The sequence below is a fragment of the Streptomyces mutabilis genome, from assembly GCF_014649815.1.
In the GTDB taxonomy this organism is placed as follows: domain Bacteria; phylum Actinomycetota; class Actinomycetes; order Streptomycetales; family Streptomycetaceae; genus Streptomyces; species Streptomyces mutabilis.
Genome location: NZ_BMTT01000024.1, coordinates 13,845 through 37,856 on the forward strand (window position 1 = coordinate 13,845; position 24,012 = coordinate 37,856).

Consider the following 24,012-nt stretch of genomic DNA (forward strand, 5'->3'; position numbering starts at 1 on the left):
GCCGACGGCGCGGACGGCGGCACCGTGTTCCCGCCCCAGCGACTTACCCTGGAGCCGTGCCAAAGACGAAGAAGGCGAAGAACGACAAGTCGGCCAAGCAGGAAAAGAAGCACAAAATGGGCGACGAGAAGGGGCTCGACTTCGCACGCGCGTGGGTGGAGTTCCCGGATCCCGCGGACGGCGAACAGGTCTTCCGCTGCGATCTGACATGGCTCACCTCTCGCTGGAACTGCATCTTCGGCAGCGGCTGCCAGGGCATTCAGGCGGGCCGCGCGGACGACGGGTGCTGCTCGCTGGGCGCACACTTCTCCGACGAGGAGGACGAGAAGCGGGTCGCCGAGCACGTGGCGAGGCTCACGCCGGACATCTGGCAGCACCACGCCGAGGGCACGCGGGACGGGTGGGTCTCCGAGGACGACGAGGGCTCCCGGCAGACCCGGCCCTTCCAGGGCTCGTGCATCTTCCAGAACCGGCCGGGGTTCGCCGGGGGCGCGGGGTGCTCCTTGCACATCCTGGCGCTGAAGGAGGGCCGGGAGCCGCTGGAGACCAAGCCGGACGTGTGCTGGCAGCTGCCGGTGCGGCGGACGTACGAGTGGATCGACCGGCCCGACGACACGCGCGTGCTGCAGGTGTCGATCGGCGAGTACGACCGCCGGGGATGGGGTCCGGGCGGGCACGACCTGCACTGGTGGTGCACCTCGGCGACGTCGGCGCACGGCGCGGGGGACCCGGTGTACGTGTCCTACCGGCCGGAGCTGATCGAGCTGATGGGCAAGGCGGGGTACGACCGGCTGGTCGAGCTGTGCGAGGAGCGTCTGGCGTCCCAGCTGCCGTTGCTGGCGCCCCATCCGGCGGATCCGGGCCCTCAGCCGGGCAGCTGACACCGCCGACACCGCGGACGCCGGTGTCGCGGACGCCGGTGTCGTGGGCGCCGGTGTCGTGGGCGCCGGGAGCAGGGTCCGCTGGGCTAGGAGGTGGACGGGGTCGGGCCGTCGCTGTCACTCGGGGACGGTGAGGATCCGCCGTCCCGGTCCGTGCCTTCAGGGTCGCCCGTGCCGCCAGTGCCGCCCGTGCCGTCCGTGGGCGACGGGTCGCCGGTCGGGGGCGGGGTCGGGTCCGGTGAGGTGGGCGGCGGGTCGTCCGTGGGCGTCGGGGCGGGGGGCCGCGAGGTGGACGGGTCCGGGTCGGACGGGGGCGGGCGGTCGTCGGGAGTGCTGGGGCGCGGGCCCGGGTGGGACGGGCTGGGCGCGGTGCCGTAGCCCTGGATGGAGACGACGGCGCCGGCGGGCGAGACGGCCACACGGGCGCGCCAGTGGCCGGAGGGCTCGCGCAGGTGATCGACGTACACCCTGATCGTCAGTGACTGGCCGGGGCGCAGGGTGCCCGAGGACTGGCTGAGGTAGAGCCAGGACGCGCCGGTGGTCGCGGACCAGCGCACCGGTGCGTCACCGGTCGCGGTGAGCGTGACAAGGGTGGTGTCGCCGTCGTGACCGGCCGCCACCTCGAGGTGACCGGCGCTCTTCTCGCCGGCGCCGGAGACGCTGACGACCTCGACGGAGACGTCGGCCTTGCCGTTCTCGTCGAAGCGGGGGCCGGGGGTGGTGCGGGCGTTGCCGGTGTTCTCGTAGCCGTGGCCGCCGCCCGCGGACTCGCCGTCCATGGCGCCGGGGTTTTGCGCCTCGGTGGCGCTGGCCGAGCGGCCGTCCTCGCCCTCTACGACCGGGGTGCCGCGGTAGGCGGCCCACAGGGCGAGCACGGGGGCCGCCACGACGGTGGCGACGACGGTCGTGGTGACGGCACGCGCGCGCAGGCGGTCCCGGCGGGCCGCGCGGTCCCTGGGGTCCATCGGGAAGCCGCGGCGGTTGAAGCGGGGGGCCGCGCTCCGCGCGCGCGGGACGTGCGTCATGGCCGCGTGCAGCGCCGCGCGGGGGGCCTCCAGGACGGGCAGCTCCGCGGGGGTCACGCTGGTGCCGGGCCAGTGGCCGGGGATCGCGCGCTCGGCGGAGCGCCGGCAGCGGGGGCAGTCGTCGACGTGCCGGACCAGCTCGCGGCGCAGCGCGGTGCTCAGCACGTACTGGTTGTCGCCGGTGAGGCGGGCCACGCCCGGGCAGGTGCCGGTCTCCACCACGGCGAGGGCGGCGCGGGTGCGCTCCACCTCGCAGGCGGCGGACGCGAGCAGTTCGCGGGCGGCGGCCAGGTCCATGCCGAGGACGGCGGCGACCTCGTGGGCGGCGAGGTGGTGGCGCACGGCGAGTTCGAGGGCCTCGCGCTGCTCCGGGGTGGTGCCGGCGGCCTCCGGCCAGGCGAGGAGGGCGAGTTCGCCGCGGTGGCGTCGGTGGTTCGCGTCGTGGTCCGCGCTGTCGGCCGTGCCTTTGCCCTTCGGCTGTTGCCCGGGTCCGCGCGGGTCGGGGCGGCCTGCCGCGTGGCTGCCCGGACGTTTCTGCTTGGCCTCGGCGAGCGCGCGCAGGCAGGCCCAGCGGGCCAGCGCGTACAGCCAGGCCCTGCGGTCCGCGGCGGAGTCGGGGCCTCGGTGGCCGCGGCGCTCGGCGAGTGCGAGGGCGTCGCCCAGGGCGGCGGTCGCGGCGTCGTGGTCGCAGAGCACGGACAGGCAGTAGGTGAACAGGCCGTCCAGGTAGGCGTCGTAGCGCGCTGGCGGTCGCTCCGCCAGCGTGCGCGCCGCGGTGCGGTCACGCGCTTCCCGGTGCGCCCGGTGAGCGCCGGTCGTGCGGGTCGTGGTCTCCGTACTGCTGCTCATCACTCGGCGACCGTAGGGGGCCATGGGTGGCGCGAACTGGCGCGTTGGGCACTTTTAATCCGTACGGGTGAAACGATCCCTCATAAGGGGACAGGAAGCTGTTGTTCCGCGAATGGGGCAGGGTGGTCGGTGGTCCGTTCGGGGCGGTGCGGGTGGGATTCCGGCGATGCGGCCACGGGTTCGGCGGGGGCGGGTGGCGCGGCCGGTCGTGCCGCGGGCCGGGGGTGCGCGGTCGGCGCCACCGCCGCCGGGGGCGTTGTCAGTGGGGCCGGTTACGGTTCGTGCATGGCTGCCCGTGCGAAGACCAGCAAGGAACGGCCGTCCTACCGCTGCACCGAGTGCGGCTGGCAGACGGCCAAGTGGCTCGGCCGCTGTCCCGAATGCCAGGCATGGGGCACGGTCGAGGAGTACGGCGCGCCCGCCGTGCGGACGACCGCACCGGGGCGCGTCACCACCTCCGCGCTGCCCATCGGCCAGGTCGACGGGCGGCAGGCCACCGCCCGCCCCACCGGTGTGCCCGAGCTGGACCGGGTGCTCGGCGGCGGGCTCGTGCCCGGTGCCGTGGTGCTCGTCGCGGGTGAGCCCGGCGTCGGGAAGTCGACGCTGCTGCTGGACGTCGCGGCCAAGTCGGCCAGTGAGGAGCACAAGACGCTCTACGTCACGGGCGAGGAGTCGGCGAGCCAGGTGCGGCTGCGGGCCGACCGGATCAAGGCCATCGACGACCACCTGTATCTCGCGGCAGAGACGGACCTCGCGGCGGTGCTGGGGCATCTGGACGCCGTGAAGCCGTCGCTGCTGATCCTCGACTCCGTGCAGACGGTGGCCTCCCCCGAGATCGACGGTGCGCCGGGGGGCATGGCGCAGGTGCGCGAAGTGGCGGGGGCGCTGATCCGGGCGTCGAAGGAACGCGGGATGTCCACCCTGCTGGTGGGGCACGTCACGAAGGACGGGGCGATCGCCGGGCCGCGCCTGCTGGAGCACCTGGTGGACGTGGTGCTGCACTTCGAGGGGGACCGGCACGCGAGGCTGAGGCTGGTGCGGGGCGTCAAGAACCGCTACGGCACGACCGACGAGGTCGGCTGCTTCGAGTTGCACGACGAGGGCATCACGGGGCTGGCCGACCCCAGCGGACTGTTCCTGACACGGCGCGCCGAGCCGGTTCCCGGCACCTGTCTGACCGTCACCCTGGAGGGTCGCCGGCCGCTGGTGGCCGAGGTGCAGGCGCTGACCGTCGACTCGCAGATCCCGTCCCCGCGGCGTACGACGTCCGGACTGGAGACCTCCCGGGTGTCGATGATGCTGGCGGTGCTGGAGCAGCGGGGACGGATCAGTGCCCTGGGGAAGAGGGACATCTACTCCGCTACGGTCGGGGGCGTGAAGCTGTCCGAGCCGGCCGCCGACCTGGCGATCGCCCTCGCCCTGGCGAGTGCCGCGAGCGACACCCCGCTGCCCAAGAACCTCGTCGCGATCGGCGAGGTCGGCCTCGCCGGTGAGGTGAGACGGGTCACGGGCGTGCAGCGCAGGCTCTCCGAAGCGCACCGCCTAGGCTTCACGCACGCCCTCGTACCGGCCGATCCCGGCAGGGTGCCCGACGGCATGAAGGTCCTGGAAGTCGCGGACATGGGGGACGCCCTGCGGGTGCTTCCGCGCTCGCGTCGGCGAGAGGCCCCACGGGAGCAGGAGGACCGCCGGTAGACTTTGCCCTGGTCTCGCCCGTCCGTACGACCGAATGTGCGACACGGGAGTGCCAGAAGAACCTGCGACCGGAGGAGTGCAGTGGCAGCCAACGACCGGGCAGCAGCTCCCGGAAAGTCCGGTGGGAGTGCCGGTGCCGATGGCCTGATGCGCGCCTCGCTGAGCGCGGTGGCGCCCGGCACGCTGCTGCGGGACGGCCTGGAGCGGGTCCTTCGCGGCAACACCGGTGGTCTGATCGTGCTGGGCTCCGACAAGACCGTCGAGTCGATGTGCACCGGCGGTTTCGTGCTGGACGTGGAGTTCACCGCCACGCGGCTGCGGGAGCTGTGCAAGCTGGACGGCGGCATCGTGCTGTCCTCGGACCTGTCGAAGATCCTGCGGGCGGGGGTGCAGCTGCTCCCGGATCCGACGATCCCCACGGAGGAGACCGGCACCCGGCACCGTACGGCGGACCGGGTCAGCAAGCAGGTCGGCTTCCCCGTGGTTTCCGTCTCGCAGTCCATGCGGCTGATCGCGCTGTACGTGGACGGGCAGCGGCGGGTTCTGGAGGACTCCGCCGCGATCCTGTCGCGGGCCAATCAGGCGCTGGCCACGCTGGAGCGTTACAAGCTGCGGCTGGACGAGGTCGCGGGCACGCTGTCGGCGCTTGAGATCGAGGACCTGGTGACCGTCCGGGACGTCTCCGCGGTCGCGCAGCGGCTGGAGATGGTGCGCCGGATCGCGACCGAGATCGCCGAGTACGTGGTCGAGCTGGGCACGGACGGGCGGTTGCTGGCGCTCCAGCTGGACGAGTTGATCGCCGGTGTCGAGCCGGAGCGGGAGCTGGTCGTGCGGGACTACGTGCCCGAGCCGACCGCGAAGCGGTCCCGTACGGTCGACGAGGCGCTCGCCGAGCTGGACAAGCTCAGCCATGCCGAGTTGCTCGAACTGTCGACGGTGGCGCGGGCGTTGGGGTACACGGGGTCGCCCGAGACGCTGGACTCCGCGGTGTCGCCGCGCGGGTTCCGGTTGCTGGCGAAGGTGCCGCGGCTGCCCGGCGCGATCATCGACCGGCTGGTGGAGCACTTCGGCGGCCTGCAGAAACTGCTCGCCGCGAGCGTGGACGACCTGCAGACGGTGGACGGCGTCGGTGAGGCGCGTGCGCGCAGCGTGCGGGAGGGGCTGTCGCGGCTGGCGGAGTCGTCGATCCTGGAACGTTACGTCTGAGCCCGCGGGCCGGTCGCCCGCGGTCTCAGCCGATCAGTCACTCAGCAGCTCAGACACTCAGCAGCTCAGACTTTCGGACACTCGGACACTCGGCCGCTCGGACACTCGGCCGCTCAGTCGTCCTTCAGGACGAAGGACGTGCGTACCTTCTCGAAGCCCTCGGCCTTCGCCTCCACCAGGTACGTGCCCGCCTTCGCCGATCCCGCCGGAGGGGTTCCGCACTCGGGGGCGCTCGGCTTGCGGTCCCACTTCACCGTGTAGGTGATGCCGCTGCCGGCGGCCACCCGGTACTGCAGGCTGCCCGTGCCCTTAACGCAGTCGTCGGAGGACCAGTAGGCGTCCTCGCCCTCGGCCGGCGTGATCGTCAACACCGCGTTCTCCGGGCCGAGATCGACCTTGCAGTCGGCGGTGGAGGTGTTGCGCGCGGTCAGTTCGAAGGTGGGAGTCTGGCCCGGCGTGTAGTTGTTGCGGACGCTGCGCAGGCTCAACTTCACGGCGCCCGGTGTGCAGTCGGGCAGGCCCGAACCGCCCGGCAGCGCGTCGCCCGCGCCGACTCCGGTCACCGCGCCGCCCGCGGAGCCGCCCGTACCCGCGCCGTTTCCGGTACCGCTCCCGGCGCCGCCACCCGCGCCGCCGGAGCCGGTCCCGTTGGACTCGCCGCCGCCCGCGCCCCCGGTGCCCGAGCCCGACCCGTCGGAGTCACCGCCGCCCGACTCGTCGCGTCCGCCAGGGGCTTCACTGATCGCCGGGCCGGAGCTGGAAGGTCCGGGGGTGATCGAGGGTGCCGGGTTCTTGCCGTTGGCGCCGTCCTCACGGTCGTTGCCGCCACCACCGTCGCCGGAGACCACGACCCACGTGATCAACAGTGTCAACAGGGCGAGCAGGGACAGCAGTACGGCCCTCCGTCGCCAGTAGATGGAGGAGGGAAGCGGCCCGACCGGATTGCGCAGAGATCCCACGGCGCAAACTGTACGAGAGATCGGTGCGTTCCCTTGTCCCACCCGCCGTTCGGGGCAGCATCTTTTACCGATCATCATTCCGGAGACGGGCCCGGACCCCCTGCCGATCGTCAGGGGCGGCACATGTCGATCGCGGGGTGTGACGGCGTCGGGCCGTTGCCTACCGTCCGTGAGCATGAACTTCGAGGATGACGAGCTCTACCGAGACATCACCGGCTTCGCCCATGACACCCCAACGTGGCTACAGCACACGGCGGAAGTGTGGACGGAGGCGGGAATCCTGTTGTTCGGGGCGCTGTTCGTCGTCGCCTGGTGGCGGTCGAGGAGCGACAGCACCCGTGCCTTCGCGATCGCGGCCCTTGCACCCGTGGCCACTGCTTTGGCGTACGTCGGCAGCGAGCTGGTCAAGTCCGTGTTCGCGCAGGAGCGTCCGTGCCGGGCGGTCGCCGGGGCGGTGCCGTCCCTGGCCGAGTGCCCGTCGACCGGCGACTGGTCCTTCCCGAGCAACCACGCGACGATAGCGGGGGCTTCGGCGGTGACGCTGGCCCTGGTCCGGCGTGCGCTCGTGTGGCTGACGGCTCCGCTGGCCCTGCTGATGGCCTTCTCCCGGGTCTTCGTCGGCGTCCACTACCCCCACGACGTCGTCGCCGGACTGCTGTTCGGTGCCATGGTCGCCGCCGTGGCCGTACGCCTGGGCACGCGCCCGGCGACACGACTGGCCGAGGCGATGCGGACGTCGTCGGCGCCGGCGGTGCGGTGGCTGACCGGGGAGGGGCCGCGCACCCCCTACGCCGCCTCGCACCGGCGTCGTTGAGTCGGCTCGGACGTCGTCGAGTGGGCTCAGGCGTCCGTCTCGACGAGTCCCGCCTCGTACGCCACGATCGCCGCCAGGACCCGGTTGCGTACCTCTAGCCGGTCCAGGACCGCGCTCACGTACGCCTTCACCGTGCCCTCGACGAGGTGCAGCCGGGCGGCGATCTCCGGGTTGGACAGGCCGGCGCCGACGAGGCCGAGGACCTCGCGTTCGCGCGGGCTGAGGAGTGCGACGCGTGCGCGTGCGCGTTCCTCGCGGGCGAACCGGCCGCCGTCCCTGCCCAAATCCTCGACGACGTACCGGGCGACCTTCGGGGAGAGGAAGGCGGCGCCGTCCGCCACAGCCCGTACACCGGCCATCAGTTCGTAGGGGTCACCGGACTTGAGGAGGAAGCCGGTGGCTCCGGCGGCCAGGGCGCGGGCCACGTAGGAGTGCTCGGAGAAGGTGGTCAGCATCGCCACCGCCGTGCCGGGGACGGTCCGCACCAGCTCCTCGGCCGCCGCGAGGCCGTCCAGGCGGGGCATGCGGATGTCCAGCAGGGCCACGTCGGGGCGGTGCGCGCGGGCGAGTTCGACCGCCTCGCGGCCGTCGCCCGCCTCGGCGACGACCTCGCTCTCGCCGCCGCTCGCCAGGATGGCGCGCACGCCGGCCCGCACCATCGCCTCGTCGTCGGCCAGCAGTACCCGGATCACCGTGCGGGTCCCCCGTTCTCCTCGCGGTCCTGGTCCGGCCGGCCGATGCCGGGGACGACGTCCTTGGCGATCAGTTTCCCCTGTTCTCCCCGGTCGTCGAAGCAGAGCCGGAAGTGGTCGATGGAGACCAGGAGTTCGCCGCTCGCCCGGTAGTGGACGCAGTGGGCGCCCGGCGGTGGCGCGGGGGCGCGGTCGGTGGGCGGGTCGTGCGCCTCGCGGTCCGGCAGCACGGGCGCGACTTCGCCGTAAGGCATGCCCGCGCTCAGTTCCGCGTACGCGGCCGGGGTGAGCACCGAGTGCGTCTCCGTGTACGCGTACCAGCCGAAGGCCGCCCCGACCAGGACGGCGCCCGCACCGGCGGCGGCGCCCAGGCCGAGGGCGACACGGCGGCGGGCATGGGTGAAGGGGGTGGTGGAGGTCGTGGGTGTGGTCGCGGTGGCCGAGGCCGTGGGGGCGGCGGGTGGCAGGGAGGAGGTGGTGGGCTGCTGTGCGGGGACGTACGCCCGGACGCGGAATCCCTCGCCGTGCGGGCCGGCCCGGAAGTCGCCGCCGGCCGAGGTGACGGCGGCGCGCAGCCCGAGCAGGCCCGAACCGCCCTGGCTCGGGGCCGCGTCCTGGGTGGCCGGTCCGTTGGTGACGGTGACGGCCGTGCCGTGGCCCTGGTCCTCGACCGCCACGACGACCGGGGCACCCGGCGCGTGCCGGGCCGCGTTGGTGAGCGCCTCGCGCACGACGCGGTGCAGGAGGCGTCCGGCGACGCCGCCGGGCTCGGGGGCGTGGGCGGTGTCCCGGGGGCGCTCCCAGCGGACGGGGAGACCCGACTCAGCGGCCCGGGCGACGAGTTCCTCGACGTTCTCCCCCGCGGGGACGAGCGGGACCGGATCATCGTCCTCGCGCAGTACGCCGATGATGCGGTGCAGGTGGTCGGTGGCGTCCGCGGCGGCGGCGCGCAGGTCGGCCGCGGCGGCCCTGTGGTCGTCGGCGAGGCCGGGCGAGACCTGGAGGGCGGCGGCGCGCAGGGCGAGCAGGCTCAGTTCGTGGCCGAGGGAGTCGTGCATGTCCTGGGCGATCCGGGCCCGCTCGCGCAGCCTGGCCCGTTCCTCGGCGTGCCGCTGTTCGTCCTCCAGCCGGGCGGCCCTGAGCCAGCCGGCCTCGGCCAGCGCCCGGCTCTGGCGCCAGTAGCGTCCGCAGAGCCAGGGGAAGACGCAGCCGAAGAGCAGCGTGCCCGTCATGACCAGCCACTCGGGCGGCGGGTCGACTCCGACCAACGCGATCCGCGCCGTGCCGACGAGTCCGAGGGCCACGAAGGCGGCGACCGCGGGGCGGGCCCGCGGGGCGCGCAGGCCCAGCAGGAGGGCGAAGACGCCCAGGGCGGGGCCGTAGGAGACGGTGAACAGGGCGGGGGCGGCGGCCAGACTCACGCCCGCCGCCAGTACGAAGGCGGCGAGGGGCCGGCGCCGGGAGCAGGCGGCGGCTCCGGCGAGCATCCCCAGGCCGGCCAGTTGCTGCCAGAGCGGACGCGGCTCGTTCATACCGAGCCGGTCCGCGGTGACCGCCGGCAGCGCCAGGACTGCCCAGAGGAGGACGCCTCTGGCCACGGGGGCGAGGCGGGAGACGGCGGGCGTGGGGGTTTCGGCGGTCGGGCCCGTCCCGAAGGCCGCGGAGGTGCCGGTGGCAGGGGCGGCGCCGGTGGCGGGAGCTGGGGCGGAGGGGGCGCGGTGGCCGGGAGCCGCATCCCGTGCCGGGCCCGGTGCGGTGCGGTCGCCGGGGGAAGCGTGCCGGCCCGCTGCGGCGGGGCCCGCGTCGCCGGACGGACGGGTACCTTCCATGGGACCGACGCTACAAGCGGCGGACGGGGCGGCGCCCCTGCCGATCGTCAGGTGTCGTGGCCGCCACCGGGTGGCGGTGCGCCCGTGCGGTGGTCCTTCCGTGGCAGGATCGGAGGGTCATGACTGCGCCCACGAAGCCCTCGCACAACGGCCCCTCCGACCCCGCCGGGACCCCGGCCCCCGCCGCCGTCCCCGGTACGTCCGTCCCCGCCGCGGCGTCCGGTACTTCCGTCCCCGCCGCCGCGTCCGCCGTGCCACTGCACGCCCCCGTCGTCGACTGGTTCGACGAGCACGCCCGCGACCTGCCGTGGCGGCGTCCCGAGGCCGGTGCGTGGGGCGTGATGGTCAGTGAGTTCATGCTCCAGCAGACGCCGGTGAACCGCGTCCTGCCCGTCTACGAGCACTGGCTGGCCCGCTGGCCGCGCCCCGCCGACCTCGCCGCGGAGGCGCCCGGCGAGGCGGTCCGGGCCTGGGGCCGGCTCGGCTACCCGCGTCGCGCCCTGCGCCTGCACGGCGCCGCCGCGGCCATAGCGGAACGGCACGGCGGCGACGTGCCGTCGGACCACGCGCAGCTGCTGGCGCTGCCCGGCATCGGCGAGTACACGGCCGCCGCGGTCGCCTCGTTCGCCTACGGCCAGCGGCACGCCGTGCTGGACACCAACGTCCGCCGGGTCCTCGCCCGCGCGGTCACCGGGGTGCAGTACCCGCCGAACGCCACCACCGCCGCGGAACGGAAGCTGGCACGCGCGCTGCTGCCGGACGACGAGCGCGACGCCGCCCGCTGGGCGGCCGCGTCCATGGAGCTGGGCGCGCTGGTGTGCACGGCGAAGAACGAGTCCTGCCACCGCTGTCCGATCGCCGGCCGGTGCGCCTGGCGGCTGGCCGGGAAGCCCGCGCACGACGGGCCGCCGAGGCGCGGGCAGACGTACGCGGGCACCGACCGGCAGGTTCGCGGCCGGCTGCTCGCGGTACTGCGGGAGGCGCCCGGACCGGTGCCGCAGGCGGCCCTCGACCAGGTGTGGCACGAGCCGGTGCAGCGTGCCCGCGCCCTGGACGGACTCGTCGCCGACGGCCTGGTGGAACCGCTGGCGGACGGGCTGTACCGGCTGCCGCTGAGCTGACGTACAGCGCGGGCACAGGGCGGGATCGGGGGCGGCACCGGTGCGCCGCCGTCCGTGACACCGGTGCACCGCCGTCCGTAACACCCGCACGATGGGACAGAACGGCCCACACCGCCCCCGAACAGGGCATCGATTTGCCCGGTTCCTCCTTCCGTTACACAACCGACGGACAGCCGAGGGCTTGCCGAAGGTTGCTTCGCACAGCGCCGTGACAACGGTTCCCTACCTTCGTTTCCGTGCCCCGCAGGCACAGACGAATACGGACCACAGGCAGTGGGCCGGCGGTGACCACCGTCGGAGTACGGGGAAGGCGGTTGACCATGGGCGAGGTGCTCGAGTTCGAGGAGTACGTCCGCACCCGGCAGGACGCGCTGCTGCGCAGCGCCCGGCGCCTGGTCCCGGACCCCGTCGACGCCCAGGACCTGCTGCAGACCGCTCTGGCTCGGACGTACCGCCGCTGGTCGACCATCGAGGACAAGCGGCTCGCGGACGCCTACCTGCGACGCGTGATGATCAACACGCGGACCGAGTGGTGGCGGGCGCGGAAGCTGGAGGAGGTGCCGACCGAGCAGCTCCCGGAGTCCTGCGTGGACGACTCCACCGAGCAGCACGCGGACCGCGCCCTGCTGATGGACGTCATGAAGGTGCTCGCCCCGAAGCAGCGCAGCGTCGTGGTGCTGCGACACTGGGAGCAGATGTCAACGGAGGAGACCGCCGCCGCCCTCGGCATGTCGGCGGGAACGGTCAAGAGCACGCTGCACCGGGCGCTCGCCCGGCTCCGCGAGGAGCTGGTCGCCCGCGATCTGGACGCGCGGGCGCTGGAGCGTGAGGAGCGGGAGCGTTGCGCGGCCTGACCGCCGGTCGATCACCCGGCAAGGCAAGGAGTGGCACGCAGGCGGCGAGTGCGGCGGTGGCCGCGTTCGTCGCCCTCGGCGTTTCCCTGTCCGGCTGCGGGGCGGGCGGCACCGGCGCCCGCGACGAGGGACCCGCCCACGCGGAGGCGGTGGAGGGCGCCGCCTCCCCCTCCCCCGTGGCCTCCCCCTCGGAGGTTCCCGACCGCGTGGACGCGGTACGGCTCGTCAGGACCGACCCGAAGGTCTCCGCGGAGGTCAAGCGCGAGCTGAAGCCGTGCGTGGCCGACCAGTACCCCGTGGACGTGTCGTACGGGAAGCTGACCGGCGGCTCGGCCGAGGACGTCGTCGTCAACGTGTTGACGTGCGGTGACGGGGTGGGTGTGGGCAGTTACGTGTACCGCGAGGAGGACGGCGCGTACCAGAATGTGTTCCAGGCCGAAGAGCCTCCGGTATATGCGGAGATCGACCGCGGCGACCTGGTGGTGTCCAAGCAGGTGTACGAGAGGGGCGATCCGGTGTCGAGCCCGTCCAGCCAGATCGTGATCACCTACGGCTGGGCGTCGGGCCGGTTCACCGAGGAGTACCGCACCCACAACGACTACAGCAACGCGGTCGGAAGCGTGCCCTCTCCGGCTCCGGACCCGGAGAGCTGACCCGGAGAGCGGGCGCGCACGGTGGGGTGAACCGATCGGGCCGCCCGGACCGACGACACGTGAACACCGGCGATGAGGACGAGAACGCCGGCGATCGAGACGAGAACGCCGGCGATGGAGACGTCGACACCGGCGGGGGAATGAACGCGGCGGGCGATCGCGGCGTCTACCGAGTGACCACACACGAGGACTGAGAGCACCGGGATGGCAGACCAGACCCACGTCCTGTTCGTCGAGGACGACGACGTCATCCGCGAGGCCACGCAGCTCGCCCTGGAGCGGGACGGCTTCGCGGTCACCGCGATGCCCGACGGGCTGTCGGGGCTGGAGGCGTTCCGGGCCGACCGCCCCGACATCGCGCTCCTCGACGTCATGCTCCCCGGCCTCGACGGCGTCAGCCTGTGCCGCCGCATCCGGGACGAGTCCACCGTGCCGGTGATCATGCTGTCGGCGCGGGCGGACTCCATCGACGTGGTGCTCGGCCTGGAGGCGGGCGCCGACGACTACGTGACCAAGCCGTTCGACGGGGCCGTGCTGGTCGCCCGGATCCGCGCGGTGCTGCGCCGCTTCGGGCACGCGGGCGGCGGCGACCGGGCGGACGCGGGGGGCGCCGCGGACACCGGGGGCGTGCTCACCTTCGGCGAGCTGGAGGTCGACACCGAGGGCATGGAGGTGCGGCGGGCCGGGCGGCCGGTGGCGCTCACCCCGACCGAGATGCGGCTGCTGCTGGAGTTCTCCTCGGCGCCGGGCACGGTGCTCTCGCGTGACAAGCTCCTGGAGCGCGTGTGGGACTACGGCTGGGGCGGGGACACCCGCGTCGTCGACGTCCACGTGCAGCGGCTGCGCGCCAAGATCGGCCAGGACCGGATCGAGACGGTCCGCGGCTTCGGCTACAAGTTGAAGGCCTGAGCGGGGACACAGGGATATGCGGGGGTTCTTCCGACGCCGGTCCGCCTCACCGGGCCGCCCGAGTGAGGGCAGGGGGCCGGGCCGCCCGGTGGTGAGGCCGGGCATCCGCACGCTGGGCATCCGCAGCGGGCTGCGCTGGAAGCTCAGCGCGGCCATCGCGCTGGTCGGCGCGCTGGTCGCGGTCGCGCTGAGCCTGGTCGTGCACAACGCGGCGCGGGTCTCGATGCTGGACAACGCGCGCGACCTCGCCGACGACCGGGTCCTGATCGCCCAGCGCAACTACGAGCTGTCCGGGCGGCAGAACTTCCCCAACGCCAAGATCGACGACCCCGAGCTGCCTCCGGAGCTGCTCCGCAAGGTCGAGGCCGGGCGGCGGGCGACGTACGTCTCCGAGGGGCCGGACGGGGTGACGGACATCTGGGCCGCCGTGCCGCTCAAGGACGGGCACGTGTTGTCCCTGCACTCCGGGTTCACCGACCGCGGCTCCGACATCCTCAAGGACCTGGACCAGGCCCTCGTCATCGGCTCCATCGCGGTCGTCCTCGGCGGCAGCGCCCTCGGCGTGCTCATCGGCGGCCAGCTGTCGCGACGGCTGCGCAAGGCCGCCGCAGCCGCGAACGAGGTCGCCAAGGGCGAACCCGACGTGCGGGTGCGGGACGCCATCGGCGGCGTCGTCCGGGACGAGACCGACGACCTCGCGAGCGCGGTGGACGCCATGGCGGACGCCTTGCAGAAGCGGCTGGAGGCCGAGCGCCGGGTCACCGCGGACATCGCGCACGAGCTGCGTACGCCGGTGACCGGGCTGCTGACGGCCGCCGAGCTGCTGCCGCCGGGGCGGCCGACCGAGCTGGTGCTGGACCGGGCGAAGGCGATGCGCACGCTGGTGGAGGACGTGCTGGAGGTGGCCCGGCTCGACGGGGCCTCCGAGCGGGCCGAGCTGCAGGACATCATGCTGGGTGACTTCGTGACCCGGCGGGTGGCGGCCAAGGGCCCGGAGGTCGCCGTCCAGGTGGTGCACGAGTCGGAGGTCACCACCGACCCGCGGCGCCTGGAGCGCGTGCTGTTCAACCTGCTCGCCAACGCCGCCCGGCACGGCCGTCCGCCGGTCGAGGTCAGCGTGGAGGGCCGGGTGATCCGGGTCCGCGACCACGGGCCGGGCTTCCCCGAGGACCTCCTCGCCGAGGGGCCGAGCCGCTTCCGCACCGGCGCCGCGGACCGGGCCGGCCGCGGTCACGGGCTGGGCCTGACCATCGCGGCCGGGCAGGCCCGGGTCCTGGGCGCCCGGCTCACCTTCCGCAACGTACGGCCCGCCGGGGCGCCCGAGCACGTGCCGGCCGAGGGCGCGGTCGCCGTGCTGTGGCTGCCGGAGCACGCGCCAACGAACACCGGGAGTTACCCGATGCTGCCGGACCGGGCGGGCACCGCGTCCTGACGCCCCACGGCCGCGGGGTCGAGTTCCTCCAGGAGCCGCAGGAGCGCCCGTGGCACGGCAGCCCTCTTCCGCGACGACTCCGGCGACTGGTTCTGCTTCACCCAGTTCCTCGCCCGGCAGGCGGCGCGCGGCGACTAACGCAGCCCGTCGACGAACGCCTGCCAGGCACGGGTCCCGACGGTGACGACCGGACCGGACGTGTTCTTGCTGTCGCGCACGGGGACGGCACCGGCGGGGCGATTGTCGGCCACCTCGACGCAGTCGCCGCCGGTGTTTCCGCTGTAACTGGACTTACGCCACTGGGTGTTCCTCAAGCTGGGAGCCGTGTCCATAGCGTTCCTCCATCACCCGCATGATCAGTTCGCCCGAATCCTCCACGGAGAGGGCGGCAGCCTGCAAGCGAGCGTAACGGAGAGCGGCTTCCCTGATGGTCTCCGGATTGGCCGTCATGTGACCGGAGATGATGTCCTCTGTGTAGACGATGTCCGGGTTGTCGTCGAAGCGGAGGAAGTTGAACGAACCGGCGAGGCTGGCGTGGGCCCCCGCCTCGTTCGGCAGCACCTGCACATGCATCCACCGGTGGCCGGCGAACTCCAACAGCCGTTCCAGTTGTCGCCGCATGACCTCCCGGCCGCCGATCGGCCGATGCAGTACCGCCTCGTCCAGCACCACCCAGGTCAACGGCGGCTGCTCACGCTCTAGGATGCGCTGGCGTTCCATCCGCGCCGCCAACAGGTTCTCCAGGTCGTCCGGCATGCCGGTGGCGAGCACCGCCCGCGCGTACTCCTCCGTCTGCAACAACCCGTAGACCAACTGCGCCTGGTACGTCGAGATGTACGCCGCCTTCGCCTCCATCTCCGCGTACGGCTGGAACCACGTGGGCAGTTGGCTGCGCAGCACCAGCCCGATCAGCCGCGAGAACAACCCGTCCGTGCCCAGCGCGGCGTCCACCCGCTCGGAGAAGTCCCGCGTCGGGACCTTCTTCGTGGTCTCGATCTGGCCGATCAGTGAGCCGGTGCAGAAGATGATCTCGCCGAGCTGGCCCTGCTTGAGGCCGTGCGCCTCACGCTGGCGGCGCAGTTCCCAGCCGTAGTAGTCGAGCGGGGAAGCGGTCGGGTCGAGGGACTGGACGTTGGCCACTGCGGCACCTCACTCCGGGACTGCGGACGGCAACACCTCACGGCGTTCACTCCTGTGCGTAGTCGAGCGTACGCAGCGTGTCGCAGCCTTGTGGCGTGAATCACGCAACAGGTCCGCAGGCGGCGGACGTCGAGAGCCAGTACCGCGCCGAGTTCGCCATGGGCACGCACTCGGCCCGCCATCTGCGCCGCGTGCTGCGGCTGTACCTCGTCCGCTCCGGCCTGCGGGACGTGGCCGACGCCGCCGAGCTGGCGCTCACGGAGCTGGTCGCCAACGTCGTACGGCACGTGCCCGGCCGCCGCTGCCGCGTGTGCTTCCTGCTGTACCCGGGCGGAGTGCGCGTGGAGGTCGCCGACGGCTGCCCGGAGCTGCCGGTCGCGGTGGCCGCCGACGCGCTGGGCGAGGGCGGGCGCGGGCTCGTGATCGTCGGGGCGGTGACGGACCGGTGGGGCGTCACGCCGTACGCCGACGGACGGGGCAAGACGGTGTGGTTCGAGTGCGGCCGCGGCTGACCGGCGTACGACTAAGGCCCCGGGTGGCCGGAACCACCCGGAGGCCTCGGCGCAGGCGGCGCGGGCGCTCACACCGCCTCGGTCACCGGTGCCTTCGCCGCCGCCGTGTCGTCGCCCCCGCCGGCCGGGCCGTCCGCCGCCTTCGGGCCCGCGCCCTTCAGCGGGACCTCCTTCACGAAGACCGCCGCGGCCAGCGCGAGGACCGCCACCGCGGCGCCCAGCAGGAAGGCGCCGTGGCTTCCGGCGGACACCGCGTGCTGGTAGGCGTCGCGCGCCGCCTCCGGCAGCTTGGCCAGGCTCGCCGCGTCCAGCTGCGCCGACTGCTCCGTCACCCTCGACCCCAGCGCCCCGGCCCGCTCGGCCATGACGTCCTGCACCCGGTCGTTGAAGAGCGCGCCCATGATCGCGACGCCGAAGGAGGAGCCGAGCGTGCGGAAGAGGGTGGTGGACGAGGACGCGACGCCCATGTCCTTCATCTCCACGCTGTTCTGCGCCACCAGCATGGTGATCTGCATCAGACAGCCCATGCCGAGACCGACGACGGCCATGTACACCCCGGAGGTGAAGCGACTGGTGTCGGTGTCCATCAGGGAGAGCAGGTAGAGCCCGGCGGTCATCAGCACGCCACCCGCGATGGGGAAGATCTTGTACCGGCCGGTGTTGGTCGTCACCCGCCCCGCGACCATCGACATGACGAGCATCGCGCCCAGCATCGGCAGGAGCAGCAGCCCCGAGTTGGTGGCGGAGGCCCCCTGCACCGCCTGCTGGTACAGCGGCAGGAAGAGGGTGGCGCCGAACATCACGAAGCCGGTGATGAACCCGATCAGGGACATCAGCGTGAAGTTTCGGCTGCGGAAGATGTGCAGCGGCACGACCGGCTCGGCGGCCTTGGTCTGCCAGAACACGAACCCGACCAGCGCGGCGACGCCGATGCCGATCAGCTCCATGATCCGCGCGGAGGTCCAGGCGTACTCGGTACCGCCCCAGGTCGTGACCAGCACGATCGCGGTGATGCCGACGGTCAGCAGCGCGGCACCGAGATAGTCGATCCGTACCTGGCCGCGCTTCTTCGGCAGGTGCAGTACGGCGCTGACGGCGACCAGCGCGATCGCGCCGAGCGGCAGGTTGATGTAGAAGGACCAGCGCCAGCCCCAGTGGTCGGTGATGGTGCCGCCGACCAGCGGTCCGCCGATCATGGCCAGCGCCATGACGGCGGCCATCATGCCCTGGTACCTGCCACGCTCCCGCGGCGGTATCAGGTCGCCGATGATGGCCATCACGCCGACCATCAGACCGCCGGCGCCGAGGCCCTGGACGGCGCGGAAACCGATGAGCTGGCCCATGTCCTGGGCCATGCCGCTGAGCGCGGAGCCGATCAGGAAGATGACGATGGACGCCATGAAGACGCCCTTGCGCCCGTGCATGTCGCCGAGCTTGCCCCACAGCGGCGTGGAGGCCGCGGTCGCGAGCGTGTAGGCCGTGACCACCCAGGACAGGTGCTCCAGGCCGCCCAGCTCGCCCACGATCGTCGGCATCGCCGTACCGATGATCATGTTGTCCAGCATCGCGAGCATCATCGCGATCATGAGCGCGAGCAGGACCACCCGCACGCTCCTCGGCTGTTTGCCGCCACCCGTTTCGACGGCCCCCGCCGCCGGTGCGTCCGCCATGAACCTTCACTCCCCCAGCCGCCGCTGTTTCTCGCACCCGCTTACTTGCCGACAGGCAAGTTGACTACACTCGGGAAAGTAGACGCGTAGCTAGCCGGGCGTCAAGTAAGTATGCGGAAAGTGCGCGGAGCGGGAGGTGCGTAGGAGGATGGGCGACACGATGGACAGCACCAAGCAGCAGCGGCGCCGCGGGGACACCCGTCGGCGCATCCAGGACGTGGCGCTCGCACTCTTCGCCGAGCAGGGGTACGAGAAGACCTCGCTGCGCGAGATCGCGGAGCGGCTGGACGTCACCAAGGCGGCCCTCTACTACCACTTCAAGACCAAGGAAGAGATCCTGGTCAGCATCTTCGAGGGTCTGGTCCGGCCGATGGAGGACCTGATCGAGTGGGGGCGGGAGCAGCCGCACACCCTGGAGACGAAGCAGGAGATCATCCGCCGCTACAGCGAAGCGCTGGCCGCCGCGGCCCCGCTGTTCCGCTTCATGCAGGAGAACCAGGCGACGGTGCGGGACCTGCGCATCGGCGAGATGTTCAAGACCCGCATGCTGGGCCTGCGGGACATCCTCATGGACCCGGAAGCGGACCTGGCCGACCAGGTCCGCTGTGTGAGTGCGCTCTTCACACTGCACGCCGGGATGTTCGTCCTCAACGACCTGGCGGGCGACCCCGAGGACAAGCGCGCAGCCGTCCTCGAGGTCGCCACCGATCTGGTCACCCAGGCGCACCGGGGCGCGACGGGCGGGTAACCCCGCCGCTGCCGCCGCTGTCGCTCCTCAGACGGTCACGCCCTTGGAGCGCAGGAAGGAGACCGGGTCGACGGCCGAGCCGTAGTTCGAGGTCGTGCGGATCTCGAAGTGCAGGTGCGGGCCGCTGGAGTTACCGGTGTTGCCGGACTTCGCGATGGACTGGCCGGTCTTCACGATCTGGCCGGTCTTCACGTTGATCTCGGACAGGTGCGCGTACTGGGAGTACGTGCCGTTGCCGTGCTTGATCACGATCGCGTTGCCGTAGGCGGGGCCGTCACCGGCGCCGTTGCCGCCGGCCTTGACGACGGTGCCGCCGTGGATGGCGACGACGTTGGTGCCGATCGGCACGGCGAAGTCCTGGCCGCTGTGCTTGCTGGCCCACATGCCGCCGTTCTGGGCGAAGCCGGCGGTGAGCTTGTAGTTCTTCACCGGGTCGACCCAGGAGGCGGCCTTCTTCTTGGTGGCCGTCTTCTTGGCGGTGGCGGTCTCGGAGGCGGCCTTCTCGGCCTTCGCCGCCTTGGCCTGCGCCGCGGCCTGGGCCTCGACGGCGCTCGCCGCGGTGGAGGTGCTGGAAGCCGCCGTGGTGCCGGTGGCGGCCGCGACCCCGGCTCCCAGTGCGACCGAGGCCCCGAGGCCGGCGGCCATCACCGCGGCGCGAGTGCGGAGGGTCGTACGGGAAAAACGGGACGTGACACGCGGGAACATTCGAACCTCATGGGGACGGGAACAGAGGAAGCCCCTCCGGCGGGACGCACAAGGCGCTCACCGGGCGGGCTCAACCTTGGTAACCCGACCAGCCCAAAGTGCACAAAGGTGTGACCTACGACCCCATGTAGTACTTCAGCGCGATACTTCTCAGCTCCCGACACAACTCCCATCCAGGACAAAACCAGGCCAGAGCCCCGCAAAGCGGCACTCACTTCGCGGAGAAATGTCCATTTTCATAGTTCTTGTGGCATCCACTATTCCCCGTAGTACGCCCCGAATCCCCTGTGCGGCACATCACCGGCGGCCATGATCAAAGGACCGGTGAATGTGACGGGGGCTACGCTGAAACGGCCTTTGTGCGGTTCGAGGGTGGGGTGGGGGACGTGTATCCGGCAGCATTCGGGACCAGACTCGCGGCGGGCCTGGTCGGTCCGCTGGTGAAGCGGCTGTTCGTACGGGAGGGCCCGGGCGCCGGGCTGGTCGACAGGCCGGTCCGGCTGTCCGCGCTGGTGTCCTTCCGGGGCGAGAAGCGGACCCTCGGCGAGCGGGAGCTGCGCAAGCTGGTCCGTGAGCTGGTGGAACGGGGGGCGCGCGAGACGCCCGCGGCAGAGACCGAGCTGGACGCCGTGACCGATGCGCTCCACCGGACGCTGCACGCCCTGGGCGACCTGGACCTCGACGACGTACAGGCCGTACAGCTGGGCCACGAGGCACTGGCCGCCCGGCTGCACGAGGCGGCGGGCGGTGACGCGAACCTGCGGCATCTCGGCACGGACGCGGAGGCCCTCCACGCCCGGCTGCTGCACGAGGCCTGCCTGCACATCCTGCACTTCTTCACCCAGCGCTCCGCCTTTGTCGCCCGCACCCTCGTGGAGCAGCACCGCCGTCTGGACGAGCTGGCCAGCCGTACCGACCTCCTGGTCGAGCGGACCCCCTCCCGCCTCGCCGAGGACACGGCCTTCGAGGAGCGCTACGCCCGGTACACGGCCACCCGGCACAGCCGGCTCACCATCTACGGCGTCGACATCGGCCACGCCCGCGAGTGGCCGCTGGACACGGCGTACCTGAGCCTGACGGCGGCGCGGGGCGGCGGCCACGGCCCGGATCCCTCGTCACCCGGGCCGCCGGAGGCGGCGCCCCTGCCGTCCGCCCGCGAACCCGTCGAGCACGCTCTGGCCGGTCACGACCGGGTACTGCTGCGCGGAGTCGCAGGTTCCGGCAAGACCACGCTCGTGCAGTGGCTGGCCGTCACCACCGCACGCCAGGAACGGCTCACCGGGCGGCTCGCCCACCTGGCGGGCCGCGTGCCCTTCGTTCTCCCCCTGCGCTCCCTCACCCGGTCCGGCGCCCGGCTGCCCGTCCCCGGCGACTTCCTGACCGCGGTCGGCTGCCCGCTCGCCGGCTCACAGCCGCCCGGGTGGGCGGAGCGCGTGCTCTCCGCCGGACGCGGGGTGCTGCTGGTGGACGGCGTGGACGAGGTACCGGCCGAGGAGCGCGCCCGCACCCGGCGCTGGCTGTGCGACCTGCTGGCCGCCTTCCCCCGCAACCGCTGGCTGGTCACCTCCCGCCCGTCCGCCGTACAGGAGGAGTGGCTGGGCGGCGAGGACTTCACCGAGTTCTCCCTCTCCCCCATGACCAACCGGGACGTCTCGCTCTTCGTCCGCCGCTGGCACGAGGCAGGCGACGCCGACCCGGCCCTCGGCGAAGCGCTGCTGGACGCCGTACGCACCAAGCAGGACCTCGGGCGCCTGGTGACGAACCCGCTGATGTGCGCCCTGGTCTGCGCCCTGCACCGGGAACGCCGCGGTTTCCTGCCCCGGGGGCGCAAGGCCCTGTACGACGCCGCGCTGAGCATGCTGCTGGAACGGCGCGACCGGGAGCGGGAGCTGACCGTCGAGCTGGACGAGGAGTCCCAGGTCGAGCTGCTGCAGCGGCTCGCGTACTGGCTGATTCGCAACGGCCGCGCCGAGATGTCCCACGCGGACGCCGTGCACCAGCTGGAACGACTGCTGCCCGCCATGCCCTACGTGGCGAACCTGGGGCCGGCCGAGGAGGTCCTGAGCCTCCTGCTCGACCGATCCGGCCTGCTGCGCGAACCGGCGCCGGACGCAGTGGAGTTCGTCCACCGCACCTTCCAGGACCACCTCGGCGCCCGGGCGGCCGTGGAGGAACGGGACTTCGACGTGCTGGTCGGCCATGCCCACCTCGACCAGTGGGAGGACGTGCTGCGCATGGCCGTCGCCCACGCCCGCCCGGACGAACGGGCACGACTGCTGCGGGGGCTGGTCGAGCGTGGGGACCTGGAGGCGGAGCACCGGTCGCGGCTGCACCTGCTGGCGATGGCATGCCTGGAACACGCCCCGAAGTTGGATCCTCGGGTGCGGACGGAGGTAGAGCGGCGGGCGGGGGAGCTGATACCTCCGCTCAACTTCCAGGAGGCGGCGGCGCTGGCCGGCCTCGGGCCGATCGTCCTGGAGCTGCTGCCGAGGTCGGAAGAGGTGGAGGACGAGCAGACCGCGGCATGCGTGCTGTACACGGCGGGGCTCGTCGGGGGCGACGCGGCACTGCCCCTGATGACCACGTACCACGGGCGCGGCTGGCAGTGCCGCCACCAACTCGGCCAGCACTGGAGCAACTTCGACACCGACGGCTACGCGTCGGAAGTCGTCCGCCACCTGTGTGCGGACGGGGACGAACGAGCTTCTGTCTTCGTCCGGTCACCGGAGGAGCTCTCCGCCCTCGCGCGACTCGGCGGGCACAGCAACGTCAACCTGTCCGGCGACTTCACGCCCGAGCAGATCCTCCAGGCCGTCGACGAGCGGCACCTGCGGGTCCTGTTCCTGCTCGAGAACAGCGCGATCGATGACCTGTCCTTCCTGACCCGGTTCCGGAACCTGCGGCAACTCGTTCTGAACCGGTGTCCCAACGTGTCGTCACTCGCGCCTCTCGCCCGGCTCCCCCTGGAGGAGCTGTCCCTGCTCGGCCTGCCGCGCGTCGAAGAGCTGGAGGTGCTGTCGGGTTTCGCCGGGCTCACCACCCTCATCACGGACGTGCCGCAGCCCGTGCTCGACCTCCTGCCCCGAGAAGCCCCGTTGGAGTGCCTCTTCCTTCCCGCGGCCACTCACGGCATCACCGCGCTGGCCGGCTTCCGCTCCCTGCGACAGCTCAAGCTCTGCCTGGACGCCCCGCTCACCCGCGAGGACCGAGAGGCCCTCGCAGAGCTGGACGGTCTGCTCCACCTGTCCCTCAACCCCGCCGAACTCATCGGTCTGGCGGCCGACGGCGTCACACTGAGACACCCCGAGCACGTGACCGTCCTGGTACGGGACCGGGGCGTGGACCTGGGGCCGTTCACCGAGGTGTTCCCCCGGGCCGCGTCGCTCACCCTGTTCGACGCCGACGGCGTCGACCTGGCCCCGTTGGCCGCTCACACGTGTCTGCGACGCGTGAACACCCCGCACTGCCGCAACGTCCGCAACGCGGACCACCTGCCCGCATCCCTCCCCGTGAACCCGCGCAGCCCGCACTGACCCTGGGCGGAATCTCGCCATCTCCTGTAAGGCCCTGGCGACTTACCGCCCAGTAACCCTACGGTCCCTCTCACGTCACCCTCGCCATCGAGCATGCACTCGAAAACCAGCAGCGCGTACGGACGAGAGAGGTACTCCATGAACAGACGCCCCTGGCTGCGTCGCGCATCAGTGAGCGCGGTCTCCGCCGCCGCCCTCGTCGCCCTCGCCTCCCCGGCGGATGCCGCGGCCCCCACGAACCCTTCCGCGTCCGCCGCCGTGTCGGCCGCGGCGGCCGACGTCGACTACGACACCTGGCAGCGGGACTGCCGGGCCGTGATGGACCAGGCCCTGCCGTACCTGAAGGAGCGCATCGCCGACGCCGGGCCCGGCGAGAAGCAGGCGATCGTCCTCGACATCGACAACACCTCACTGGAGACCGACTTCGGCTTCAGCTACCCGCAGCCCGCCAACCGGCCGGTCCTGGAAGCCGCCCAGTACGCCCAGGAGCACGGCGTCGACCTGTTCTTCGTGACCGCCCGCCCCGGCATCATCGAGGCACCCACCGAGTGGAACCTCGACCACGCCGGTTACGAGTCCTCCGGCCTGTACGTCCGCGGCTTCCTGGACCTCTTCCGGAACGTCGCCGAGTACAAGACCGCACAGCGCGCCCACATCGAGTCCATGGGCTACACGATCATCGCCAACATCGGCAACAGCCCCACCGACCTGTCGGGCGGCCACGCCGAGAAGACGTTCAAGCTGCCGGACTACGACGGCCAGCTGTCCTGACGCCGCCCGATAGG

Annotated in this window: 22 protein-coding genes; 14 read left to right on the plus strand and 8 right to left on the minus strand. The window is 72.4% G+C overall.

The genetic code is table 11. The annotated features are described in order from the left end of the window. The first annotated feature begins 56 nt into the window (after positions 1-56). Positions 57-881 carry a DUF3109 family protein gene (locus tag IE142_RS30660; RefSeq protein ID WP_191888760.1) on the plus strand — a complete coding sequence of 275 codons (825 nt, stop codon included), beginning with the start codon at positions 57-59 and terminating at the stop codon, positions 879-881. 86 nt (positions 882-967) lie between these two features. Here IE142_RS30660 and IE142_RS30665 read toward each other — a convergent pair whose 3' ends face one another. After that, positions 968-2,755 (minus strand): BACON domain-containing protein, encoded by a 1,788-nt coding sequence (locus IE142_RS30665; protein ID WP_229831017.1) that lies wholly within the window; start codon positions 2,753-2,755, stop codon positions 968-970. A 285-nt stretch (positions 2,756-3,040) separates the two neighbouring features. On the opposite strand from IE142_RS30665, the gene radA reads away from it, so the two are divergent. Together radA and disA are read left to right on the plus strand one after the other, a co-directional pair. Continuing rightward, positions 3,041-4,450 carry a DNA repair protein RadA gene (gene radA, locus IE142_RS30670; protein ID WP_043371953.1) on the plus strand — a complete coding sequence of 470 codons (1,410 nt, stop codon included), beginning with the start codon at positions 3,041-3,043 and terminating at the stop codon, positions 4,448-4,450. 81 nt (positions 4,451-4,531) lie between these two features. Beyond that, positions 4,532-5,656 carry a DNA integrity scanning diadenylate cyclase DisA gene (gene disA, locus IE142_RS30675; RefSeq protein ID WP_029394644.1) on the plus strand — a complete coding sequence of 375 codons (1,125 nt, stop codon included), beginning with the start codon at positions 4,532-4,534 and terminating at the stop codon, positions 5,654-5,656. A 113-nt stretch (positions 5,657-5,769) separates the two neighbouring features. Here the strand turns inward: disA and IE142_RS30680 are convergent, their stop codons facing one another. Then, positions 5,770-6,615: a hypothetical protein gene (locus IE142_RS30680; protein ID WP_191888762.1), complete on the minus strand. Its 846-nt coding sequence runs from the start codon at positions 6,613-6,615 to the stop codon at positions 5,770-5,772. A 175-nt stretch (positions 6,616-6,790) separates the two neighbouring features. Between IE142_RS30680 and IE142_RS30685 the strand changes: the two genes are divergently transcribed. Beyond that, the gene (locus tag IE142_RS30685) at positions 6,791-7,429 is read left to right on the plus strand and encodes a phosphatase PAP2 family protein (RefSeq protein ID WP_191888763.1); all 639 of its coding nucleotides are present in this window, start codon (positions 6,791-6,793) and stop codon (positions 7,427-7,429) included. Positions 7,430-7,455: 26 nt separating this feature from the next. Here IE142_RS30685 and IE142_RS30690 read toward each other — a convergent pair whose 3' ends face one another. After that, positions 7,456-8,121, minus strand: coding sequence for a response regulator transcription factor (locus IE142_RS30690; RefSeq protein ID WP_191888764.1), 666 nt, complete (start codon positions 8,119-8,121; stop codon positions 7,456-7,458). Next, positions 8,118-9,950, minus strand: a complete 1,833-nt coding sequence (locus IE142_RS30695) for a sensor histidine kinase (protein WP_268252990.1) — start codon at positions 9,948-9,950, stop codon at positions 8,118-8,120. Before IE142_RS30695 ends, IE142_RS30690 begins: the two co-directional genes overlap by 4 nt. Before the next feature lie 119 nt (positions 9,951-10,069). Here IE142_RS30695 and IE142_RS30700 point away from each other — a divergent pair, with 119 nt between their 5' ends. The 6 genes from IE142_RS30700 (at position 10,070) to cseC (ending at position 14,919) form a co-directional block, all read left to right on the plus strand. Continuing rightward, the gene (locus tag IE142_RS30700) at positions 10,070-11,071 is read left to right on the plus strand and encodes an iron-sulfur binding domain-containing protein (RefSeq protein ID WP_043371943.1); all 1,002 of its coding nucleotides are present in this window, start codon (positions 10,070-10,072) and stop codon (positions 11,069-11,071) included. Between the two features lie 314 nt (positions 11,072-11,385). Further along, on the plus strand, positions 11,386-11,925 hold the full coding sequence (locus IE142_RS30705; protein WP_100048447.1) for a SigE family RNA polymerase sigma factor: 540 nt from the start codon (positions 11,386-11,388) through the stop codon (positions 11,923-11,925). Next, positions 11,913-12,578 carry a hypothetical protein gene (locus IE142_RS30710; RefSeq protein ID WP_191888765.1) on the plus strand — a complete coding sequence of 222 codons (666 nt, stop codon included), beginning with the start codon at positions 11,913-11,915 and terminating at the stop codon, positions 12,576-12,578. Before IE142_RS30705 ends, IE142_RS30710 begins: the two co-directional genes overlap by 13 nt. A gap of 59 nt (positions 12,579-12,637) precedes the next feature. Then, on the plus strand, positions 12,638-12,772 hold the full coding sequence (locus IE142_RS37435) for a hypothetical protein (RefSeq protein WP_268252991.1): 135 nt from the start codon (positions 12,638-12,640) through the stop codon (positions 12,770-12,772). 10 nt (positions 12,773-12,782) lie between these two features. Beyond that, positions 12,783-13,487, plus strand: a complete 705-nt coding sequence (gene cseB, locus IE142_RS30715; RefSeq protein WP_191888766.1) for a two-component system response regulator CseB — start codon at positions 12,783-12,785, stop codon at positions 13,485-13,487. A 16-nt stretch (positions 13,488-13,503) separates the two neighbouring features. Further along, the gene (gene cseC, locus IE142_RS30720) at positions 13,504-14,919 is read left to right on the plus strand and encodes a two-component system sensor histidine kinase CseC (RefSeq protein ID WP_191888767.1); all 1,416 of its coding nucleotides are present in this window, start codon (positions 13,504-13,506) and stop codon (positions 14,917-14,919) included. Positions 14,920-15,053: 134 nt separating this feature from the next. Here the strand turns inward: cseC and IE142_RS30725 are convergent, their stop codons facing one another. Together IE142_RS30725 and IE142_RS30730 are read right to left on the minus strand one after the other, a co-directional pair. Beyond that, a complete protein-coding gene (locus IE142_RS30725) occupies positions 15,054-15,233 on the minus strand; it encodes a DUF397 domain-containing protein (protein ID WP_370466438.1) in 180 nt (59 codons plus the stop codon). Next, a complete protein-coding gene (locus IE142_RS30730) occupies positions 15,211-16,059 on the minus strand; it encodes a helix-turn-helix domain-containing protein (protein ID WP_191888769.1) in 849 nt (282 codons plus the stop codon). The genes IE142_RS30725 and IE142_RS30730 overlap by 23 nt, the downstream gene beginning before the upstream one ends. Positions 16,060-16,154: 95 nt before the next feature. Here IE142_RS30730 and IE142_RS30735 point away from each other — a divergent pair, with 95 nt between their 5' ends. Further along, positions 16,155-16,571: an ATP-binding protein gene (locus IE142_RS30735; protein WP_043371929.1), complete on the plus strand. Its 417-nt coding sequence runs from the start codon at positions 16,155-16,157 to the stop codon at positions 16,569-16,571. 68 nt (positions 16,572-16,639) lie between these two features. On the opposite strand, the gene IE142_RS30740 is transcribed toward IE142_RS30735, so the two are convergent. Next, on the minus strand, positions 16,640-18,241 hold the full coding sequence (locus IE142_RS30740; protein WP_191888770.1) for an MDR family MFS transporter: 1,602 nt from the start codon (positions 18,239-18,241) through the stop codon (positions 16,640-16,642). Between the two features lie 148 nt (positions 18,242-18,389). On the opposite strand from IE142_RS30740, the gene IE142_RS30745 reads away from it, so the two are divergent. Continuing rightward, positions 18,390-18,989: a TetR/AcrR family transcriptional regulator gene (locus tag IE142_RS30745; RefSeq protein ID WP_229831018.1), complete on the plus strand. Its 600-nt coding sequence runs from the start codon at positions 18,390-18,392 to the stop codon at positions 18,987-18,989. A 27-nt stretch (positions 18,990-19,016) separates the two neighbouring features. On the opposite strand, the gene IE142_RS30750 is transcribed toward IE142_RS30745, so the two are convergent. Further along, positions 19,017-19,694, minus strand: coding sequence for a M23 family metallopeptidase (locus IE142_RS30750; RefSeq protein ID WP_191888771.1), 678 nt, complete (start codon positions 19,692-19,694; stop codon positions 19,017-19,019). 386 nt (positions 19,695-20,080) lie between these two features. Between IE142_RS30750 and IE142_RS30755 the strand changes: the two genes are divergently transcribed. Together IE142_RS30755 and IE142_RS30760 are read left to right on the plus strand one after the other, a co-directional pair. Further along, complete coding sequence (locus IE142_RS30755; RefSeq protein ID WP_191888772.1) at positions 20,081-23,227, plus strand: NACHT domain-containing protein; 3,147 nt, start codon at positions 20,081-20,083, stop codon at positions 23,225-23,227. Between the two features lie 138 nt (positions 23,228-23,365). Then, the gene (locus IE142_RS30760) at positions 23,366-23,998 is read left to right on the plus strand and encodes an HAD family acid phosphatase (RefSeq protein ID WP_229831021.1); all 633 of its coding nucleotides are present in this window, start codon (positions 23,366-23,368) and stop codon (positions 23,996-23,998) included. Positions 23,999-24,012: the final 14 nt, after the last annotated feature.